General features: G+C 41.2%; 6 protein-coding genes and 1 pseudogene. 2 read left to right on the forward strand and 5 right to left on the reverse strand.

Annotation, left to right across the window (positions count from 1 at the left end):
* Window positions 1-60: 60 nt before the first annotated feature.
* From PQO01_RS10940 to PQO01_RS10960, 5 genes are all read right to left on the reverse strand, one after another.
* The gene (locus PQO01_RS10940) at window positions 61-489 is read right to left on the reverse strand and encodes a hypothetical protein (protein WP_274314046.1); all 429 of its coding nucleotides are present in this window, start codon (window positions 487-489) and stop codon (window positions 61-63) included.
* 153 nt (window positions 490-642) lie between these two features.
* Entirely contained in the window at window positions 643-1,620 is a 978-nt protein-coding gene (locus PQO01_RS10945) for a hypothetical protein (RefSeq protein ID WP_274314047.1), read from the reverse strand.
* Window positions 1,621-1,744: 124 nt separating this feature from the next.
* Window positions 1,745-3,466 carry a Na+/H+ antiporter NhaC family protein gene (locus PQO01_RS10950; RefSeq protein WP_274314048.1) on the reverse strand — a complete coding sequence of 574 codons (1,722 nt, stop codon included), beginning with the start codon at window positions 3,464-3,466 and terminating at the stop codon, window positions 1,745-1,747.
* Between the two features lie 94 nt (window positions 3,467-3,560).
* Entirely contained in the window at window positions 3,561-5,519 is a 1,959-nt protein-coding gene (gene acs / locus PQO01_RS10955) for an acetate--CoA ligase (protein WP_274314049.1), read from the reverse strand.
* 19 nt (window positions 5,520-5,538) lie between these two features.
* Window positions 5,539-6,057, reverse strand: coding sequence for an adenine phosphoribosyltransferase (locus tag PQO01_RS10960; protein WP_274314050.1), 519 nt, complete (start codon window positions 6,055-6,057; stop codon window positions 5,539-5,541).
* Between the two features lie 180 nt (window positions 6,058-6,237).
* Between PQO01_RS10960 and PQO01_RS10965 the strand changes: the two are divergent.
* Both PQO01_RS10965 and orn read left to right on the forward strand, forming a co-directional pair.
* A pseudogene (locus PQO01_RS10965) lies at window positions 6,238-7,216 on the forward strand (serine/threonine protein kinase).
* A complete protein-coding gene (gene orn, locus PQO01_RS10970) occupies window positions 7,213-7,770 on the forward strand; it encodes an oligoribonuclease (protein WP_274314051.1) in 558 nt (185 codons plus the stop codon). Before PQO01_RS10965 ends, orn begins: the two are co-directional and overlap by 4 nt.
* The last annotated feature ends 377 nt before the right edge of the window (window positions 7,771-8,147 follow it).

An 8,147-nucleotide genomic window follows, 5' to 3' on the forward strand; every position in this document is an offset into this window, starting at 1 on the left:
TCCTGATTGTAATGATGTAAATAAAAAGGGAGTTTGAACCGGGGGTTCAAAAAAGTGTGCTTAGGCGCAAATAGTTATTTGCTGAGCCGGCTCATCATCATATAAAATCAATTGAACTGATTGTAACAATTCAAGACTAGGTGCTATGAGCGTGTGTGCTTGATAATGATCGACAGCCTTCTGCGAAGCATGCTCATACGGAGTCTCTTGCTTTGTAAACTGCTGGTAAAAGTCATTAGCTTGTGATGATTTTTCAAGAATATTAAAACGCAAGCCATTGAGTGTCGAGCTTTTGTCTTTAGTGACTAAAACAGCGGTAAGGCGACTTCCCTTTTGCTGTTTTTCAATGCGTAAAACTCCTTCTTTTTGCAAGCGATAAGATGTCTTCGGGCTGAGCTGAAGCTCGCCGTGGACAAAATCGGCTTCGATGTCATTCATGGCATTAACTGCGAGAACGACGAGGAGTAAAACTTTTAGATTTTTTGGCATCTTGAACTTTTCTAATTATTGATCGCTCAAGATAGGTAAGTTCGAGTGGAAATCAATCCTTATAAAGGCCTTATTACATGAGTTTTCACAAGAAAAGCCGCTGTGAACACAGCGGCTTTTCTAATCATGAGTTTTTGTTTTTAAAAGCGAACTTTATTTAGCTTCACTCTCTGACTTTTTCTTAGCGTGATGATGACGTTTGTGAGCCCATTTCTTTTTCATCTGCTCACGCATTGCCTTCAATGTATCAGGCGACACACGCATGGTCATTTCTAGAATGCCATCCATTACTTGAGTCTTAAAATTATCAGCGCTCATTTTCATTTGTGGTTTTGCGATTGCAAAGCCCATCATCATTTTTACAAAGCTTTCAACGCCTTTTAAATCCTCTTCTTTCTCCATGGATAATTTAGTTTCAACAATGAAATCTTTTTCAAAAGTCACTTTACCAAAAAAACCTTGGTAAGTCTGCATCATGGGGTGAGCGATCTCAACTTTGCCTTTGGGTTGATGAACGGCAAAAGCAAGTGTGTCCTTATTGGATTCTAATTGATTGATGAAGAAACTATCCGAAATAAGTGATTCTGATGAACTTAAGGCCAATGCCTGTTTAACTGTTTCATACTCACCTGCCACCCATTGAGTCGGAGAAATTTGTGCGTAGGTGTATTTGCGTTGTTTAAATGGAACTACATAAGCGAGTTTGCCAGCGATCGAAGATTTCTCAAAATTTAAGCGATTCTTGCCTTGGGCTTTTTTCTCTTTATATTTAGCTTCTAGCTCACTTAAATTAGGTGCAGTTTTATATTCAATGAACATCAACCACTGACGAATACGCTCTAATTGAGCTTCCGAAGTTCGAGTTTGCTTGAGTTTAATAAACTCCGACATATTTGCGGTAAAGGCAAAACTTTGCATGTTTTTGAGATCAATCCCCACCTTCTGACACCACTGCATCTTGGGATTTTCTGCATACTTTGATTCCATACATTCCATCACCATGGGAAGTTCAGCCACAGATTGAGGCTGTGAAGAAAATAAATAATCAAAATTTTGAGGGCTATAGCGCAAGGCCAATGGTTCGGCAAAGAGGCCAAAACTAAAGAATAAACTTACTATTATATACTTCATATCACATCCTATCATTTTTTTGCGTGAGTATAAAGCTATGCTAATAAAGAAGATAAAACAAGATTTTATTGGGTTTTATTCAAGTTAAGTTACAAAATATGTGATACTTTAATCTATATCTCGATCATATGAAAAAAGCTAGGCAAATAAACCAAACAACACAGGCTAAGGAAGCCGCAAAAATCGCTTGTGGCGCCTGACTCTTTACATGATCCATTAGGTCACACCCCGTACTCATGGAACTTAAGACCGTCGTATCAGAGACTGGCGAGCATTGATCGCCAAATACCGAGCCATCCATCACACACGCAAAACAAATTGTCATGAACAACATTGCGGACTCCGCAGGAATCGCTCCACTATTAGCAATTGACCACGCTAAAGGCATCGCCAAGGGGAAAACAACTGCGTAGGTTCCCCAGCTGGAACCAGTTGAAAATGCAATCACAATAGAAATCAAGAAAAGGATAAAAGGAAGAAGCATGTATGAGACATCTCCACCAATAATCTCGACTAAATAAGTTCCCGCTCCAACTTCTTTACTAACTGCCCCCGTCACAAAAGCCATCAATAGAACAATTGAACCACCAAGAACCCCTTTCATTCCACTCACGGCCGCCTTAATTGTCTCCTGAATCTCCATACCTTTAAAGACTGCCATAGTAATCGAAAGTGCAAAGGCCAAACCAAATGCTAAAAGAATATCGGGAGAGTCGTAAATAACATATGTTCCTATTGCGACACCAAGAAGCGTAAATAGCGGGAGTAAAAACTCAATCACATGCGGATTGTAACCCTTTGGCATATCGACATTACTCAACTCATCTACTGCTAAAGGTTCCGAGTTTGGCGCATCCAGTTCTCCAGTTTCACGCGAGCGTTTTTTAGCCTCTTTGAGGCGCTTGCAAGTGAACCAAGGCTTTTCAATACTGAGCATAAAGGTCCCCAAGACCGCAAAAATGGCATAGAAACAAAAGGGAACTGATTTAAAGAAGAAATCGATACGATCCAATTCAGTCGCCAAAAAAGCCACACCAGGAACATAGATGAAGGCCTGCACATATCCTGGCCAGGCATTAAAGGCTAACTGAGACGCAATTGGCGAAGAAGTTGAGTCGACTATGTAAGACAACTCTTCATGGGAAATATTTTCTTTATCCGCCACAGGTTTAACTGACGTTCCCACCAAGACTGAAGAAATAGTTCCACCTTGAAAAAAAACCACTCCCAATCCCCAAGCCACGAGTTTAGCTGAGCGTGGTCCTTTAACAAACTTTTCAGTCATGAAATTCGCAAAGGCCAAGGAGGCTCCCGTCCTTTGCCATATGCCAAGAAGGCCGCCCAATAACCACAAATATAGAACTAAAGTTTTGGCGGGACTTTTTTGCGCTAACATCTCGACGGTATACTCAGGAAAGTGATAGGAACCAATCATGATCGCTCCACAGGCTGCGCCAACCGTCAAGGAAACGATTGGTTCACGAGTAAAAAAACAAAGTACAATCGCTGCCAAGGCGGGGAGTAAACTAAAGAAATTAAAGTGATAGGCTTTTTTGAACTGAAAATACGAGGTCTTTTCGTCTTCGATTTTTTTAAGAAACTGCTCTTCGGGAAGTTCATCAAGCTCACCTTTTTGAGTAAAAGGACTCTGCTCCCACAAGACGGCTTGATCAAGAAAAACTTTTTTCTTCTTGTAGGTATAATAAGCTTGCCCCTGCTCATCCACTTCGTGCTGGAGCTTAATTTCTTGAATGGCAACATTGGGCTTAGTGTATTTACTTAGGCCAAAAGCCAAGAGGAGAAATGAAACAATGAGAATTGCCTCAAAAAATGTTTTTTTCTTCATAAGTTCATTTCTTCCTATTATTCATTTAAATTTTTCTTGGATTCAACTTGGGCACAAAAAAGTCTCGGTTAAACCGAGGCTTTTTTATTAGTGCTTAAGCTTTTGCGGAAGCCGCAAGTTTTTTGAGTGCAGCAATATCCTCAATTGTACTCAAATCACCTTCAATATCACGACCTGCAGCGATCTCTTTCAAGACGCGACGCATGATTTTTCCAGAGCGAGTTTTAGGAAGTGCATCAGCAAAGTGAATTTGATCGGGACGTGCAAAGGCACCGATTTCACCAGCAATATACTTTTTCAAAGCAGTCTTATCTTCTTCTGTTTGAGTGAAACCACTATTAACGATGACATAAGCAGCAATGCCTTCACCTTTAATATTGTGTTCAAAACCAACTACTGCAGCTTCAGCCACACTTGGGTGAGCCACTAGACAACTCTCGAGTTCCATAGTTGAGAGGCGGTGACCTGACACGTTTATCACATCGTCGATACGACCGAGAATGGTGATATAACCCTTCTCGTCTTTAACGGCACCATCACCAGCGAGGTAATAACCCTGCTCTGCAAAGCGACTCCAGTAAACATCTTTAAAACGCTCGAGGTCGCCCCAAATATTAGTAAGCATTGAAGGCCAAGGTTTACGGATAACCAAAAGACCACCTTTACCATCGGGTACTTCATTACCTTTTTCATCAACAATTGCTGCATCTACACCAAAGAAAGGAGTCGTTGCACAACCTGGACGCGTTGCAGTCACACCTGGAAGTGGCGTAATCATCACAGCACCAGTTTCTGTCTGCCACCAAGTATCCATAATAGGACAACGAGAAGCGCCAATTTTTTCGTGATACCACATCCAAGCCTCTGGATTAATGGGTTCACCTACTGTGCCGAGAAGGCGAAGTGAGGAGATGTCATGCTTCTCAACATGTTCGTCACCCCAGCTCATGAAAGCACGTATCGCTGTAGGAGCTGTATAGAAAATTGAAACTTTATACTTTTCGATCACATCCCAGAAACGATCGAGATCAGGGAAGTTTGGAGCACCTTCGTACATGACAATTGATGCACCATTAAGTAAAGGCCCGTAAACCAAGTAACTATGGCCTGTAATCCATCCAACATCAGCTGTACACCAGTAAACGTCAGTATCTTTCATATCAAAAATATATTTTGTCGTCGTGTAAGTCCCCACCATGTAACCAGCAGTTGAATGCTGAACACCCTTGGGCTTACCCGTAGAACCAGAAGTATAGAGAAGGAAAAGTGGATCCTGTGACTTCATTGTTTCTGCTTCAAAAGCAGTACCTGCAGCAGGATAGATATCGTTCCAGTAAATATCGCGGCCATCTCTCATTTCGTGATCACATTCTGCGCGCTGAACAACGATACAAGTTTTGACGATATCAGTCTGGTTAATAGCCTCATCAACAATGTTTTTAAGACCTAAAGTTTTCCCACGGCGCCAGCCACCATCAGCAGTGATGACCACTGCGGACTCCGCATCTTTTACTCTGTCTAAAATGGCACCAGAAGAGAAACCACCAAAAATCACTGAGTGAATTGCCCCAACTCTCGCACAAGCAAGAACTGAAATCATTAATTCTGGAACCATTGGTAGATAAATTGTTACACGGTCGCCTTTTTTGACGCCTTGCTCACGTAGCATAGCCGCCGCACGACAAACGCGGTCGTGAAGTTCTTCATAAGTAAGTGTCAAACTATCGCCAGGCTCGCCTTCCCAAATTAAAGCCGCTTTTGTGCGTCTTTCTGTATCTAAATGGCGATCGAGGCAGTTTTCCGTAATGTTAAGTTCCGCACCATCAAACCATTTCGCGACTGGAGCATCTTCCCAGTTAATGACTTGGTCCCACTTCTTTTTCCATGTAAAGCCTTCCGCAATATCACCCCAGAATTTCTCTGGACTACGGATTGACTCCATATACATGGCATCGTATTGACCTTTTGATTTAATGTGTGCTTGTTCAACAAATTCGAAAGTAGGTTCAAAAAGCCTATCTTCCTGCATAGTTACTTCAATATCGTTACTCATCTTATCCCTTCAATTTTTATTAAAACTTGACTAAAGAATGAACTGGACCTGACTCCAGTAGCTGTTTTCCATTTAAAAAACTTAGTTCGACAAAAAATGCGTATCCCGCAGTTTTTGCTCCCATCTTTTCCACTAAATCACTTGCAGCACGTGCGGTCCCACCCGTTGCCAAGACATCATCGATCACGAGGACCCGATCGCCTGCATTAAAGGCATCTTCTTGGATTTCTAGGGTAGCACTGCCATACTCTAAATCGTAGGATTGTGAAACAACTTTACCCGGGAGCTTCCCTGGTTTTCTTGCCATCACCATGCCTAAATTGAGTTTTTGTGCTAGAGCAGTTGCAAAAATAAAACCTCTCGAATCAATTCCTAGGAGATAATCTATCTCTTGATTTTCGATAAGTTTTGCCATCGCATCAATCACCTCAGTGAATTTTTGTGGATTAGCTAGTAGCGGACTAATGTCTTTAAATATGATTCCCGGACTCGGAAAATCCGGAATATCCCTCAAACAGGAACTAAAGTCCTCACTCATTCTTATTACCTAAATTTATTTTATATTTCATTTTCTAGCAACGACACCACACTAAATTGCAAAAAACATCTGTAAAAGTAGGAAAAAAAACTCTAAAGTAAAGCCATACTGCCTTGAAAAGGCGAGCCTCAGAGGCAGTTTTTAAAGGATTTATCATTTTTTTAACTTTGGGGAACAGAAATGTCATATTCCTGTGAGCACTGCGGAAGGGTTTTCGAGACAAAATTATCGACAGATGGAGGCATAGATTTCTGTTCCTTTTGCGACAAATTAAACATTGCCATACTAGACAATGGTTCTGATATCATTTTTGGCGACTTTTTAATTGAAGAAGCCATTGGCGCTGGCGGTCATTCTATTGTCGTAAAAGCCAAACATATACCATCAGGAATTGACTACGCTTTAAAGCTCTTTTTCAGTAAATGCGAAGATGATAATCACATTTCACAAGAGTTCCTACAAGAAGTAGAAACGGCTTCACAACTCGTCCATGAAAACATTGTGCGCATTTACGAAGGTGGGGTCCATGAAAACATCATGTATATTGTCATGGAACATATAGATGGCCTTAACCTAGGAGAATATTTAGAGCTCTACGTTCAAATGGAACCCAAGGAAGCCGTTGCCGCCATGGTACACGCCTGCAATGCCCTCGATTACGTTTGGTCCAACTTCCTTATGATTCACCGAGATGTAAAACCCCACAACATTATTGTCACCAAAGAAGGGGGCTGTAAAACTTTGCGATTTTGGCTTAACTTCAAATCATGAAATGGCTGTCCAAGAGAGTCGTAATATTTTGGGAACTCCTTTTTACCTCTCACCTGAAATGATTCAAACTGATATCTACCAAGATAATCGTTCTGATATCTATTCTCTGGGCTGTACACTCTATCACTTAATTGTAGGCCTACCGCCTTTTAATTATGGCGGACTTCTAGAAGTTGTTAATGCGCGAATTGAAAATCCGCCACCGGACCCTAGAGAAGATTTTGCCGAATGCCCCGAGGCTTTGGCAAAAATCATCATGACGATGATGGCTACTGATTCTGACGAACGCTATGCCACTGCCTTTGAAGTTTCCGAAGACTTATTAAGATTTTTAAAAGACGAGGCTCCGCACTTAGTGGATCCCAACCGAGAAAGAGCCAATCAATGAAAAGTAGCAACAACCTTGTATGGATGGATTTAGAAATGACTGGACTAGATCCAGTAAAAGATAAAATCATCGAAATCGCCACCCTCGTCACCGACAGCGAACTCAACATTATTGCCAAAGGTCCCTGCTTAATTATTCACCAAAGTGACGAAGTCATGAACAACATGAATGACTGGTGCATTAAACACCATGGCCAGTCAGGCCTTACACAAGCTGTCAAAGACTCCAAGGTAAGCCAAGAAGAAGCTTGCCAGCAAACACGTGACTTTATCTTAGAGTTTTGCGAAAAGGGTCGCGCTCCCTTATGTGGTAACTCTATCGGTCAAGACCGCATGTTTTTAATGAACCACATGCCTGAAATTATTAACGTTCTGCACTATCGAGTTGTTGACGTTTCAAGTATGAAGGAACTCTTCAATCGCTGGTATGGCCAGAAGAAATCCTACTTCACCAAAAAAACAACTCACCGAGCTTTAGATGACATTATTGAATCAATTGAAGAATTAAAATTTTATAGAGAAAAGTTCCTCATTCCAAAAGATGAGTTGAAATAGCCTTAGATCTCAACCAAAAAAAAGCCCTTCGTTAGCGAAGGGCTTTTTTGATTTTATAAAACTAAGAACTACTGATGCGCCATGGCGTAGTATAAACTCATCAAAGCATAAGAAGTTACGAGTTGGCGATTATTTTCCTGCCAACGCTTTTCGGGATTAACCCAACTGCCCTCTTCTGCTTGCATAGAGAGTAATTTTTTTACAAAGATCCTTGCGCCAGTGGTGCTGAGCTCCACTTTTCACCTTCGACTACTTCAATTTCAGCTGCATGTAAAGCTTTTGCAAAAGTATGAATGTAGTAAAAATGTCCCTGAAGTTTCAAACCAGGGTTTTCATCTAAAGTGTAATTATGCTTTACCCATTCCATGGCTGCTTTA

It is taken from the genome of Lentisphaera marina (assembly GCF_028745505.1).
GTDB lineage: Bacteria > Verrucomicrobiota > Lentisphaeria > Lentisphaerales > Lentisphaeraceae > Lentisphaera > Lentisphaera marina.

Coding starts and splice junctions, on each gene's coding strand:
- PQO01_RS10940 (WP_274314046.1), bottom strand. CDS start 489: ATGCCAAAAAATCTAAAAGTTTTACTCCTCGTCGTTCTCGCAGTTAAT.
- PQO01_RS10945 (WP_274314047.1), bottom strand. CDS start 1,620: ATGAAGTATATAATAGTAAGTTTATTCTTTAGTTTTGGCCTCTTTGCC.
- PQO01_RS10950 (WP_274314048.1), bottom strand. CDS start 3,466: ATGAAGAAAAAAACATTTTTTGAGGCAATTCTCATTGTTTCATTTCTC.
- acs (WP_274314049.1), bottom strand. CDS start 5,519: ATGAGTAACGATATTGAAGTAACTATGCAGGAAGATAGGCTTTTTGAA.
- PQO01_RS10960 (WP_274314050.1), bottom strand. CDS start 6,057: ATGAGTGAGGACTTTAGTTCCTGTTTGAGGGATATTCCGGATTTTCCG.
- orn (WP_274314051.1), top strand. CDS start 7,213: ATGAAAAGTAGCAACAACCTTGTATGGATGGATTTAGAAATGACTGGA.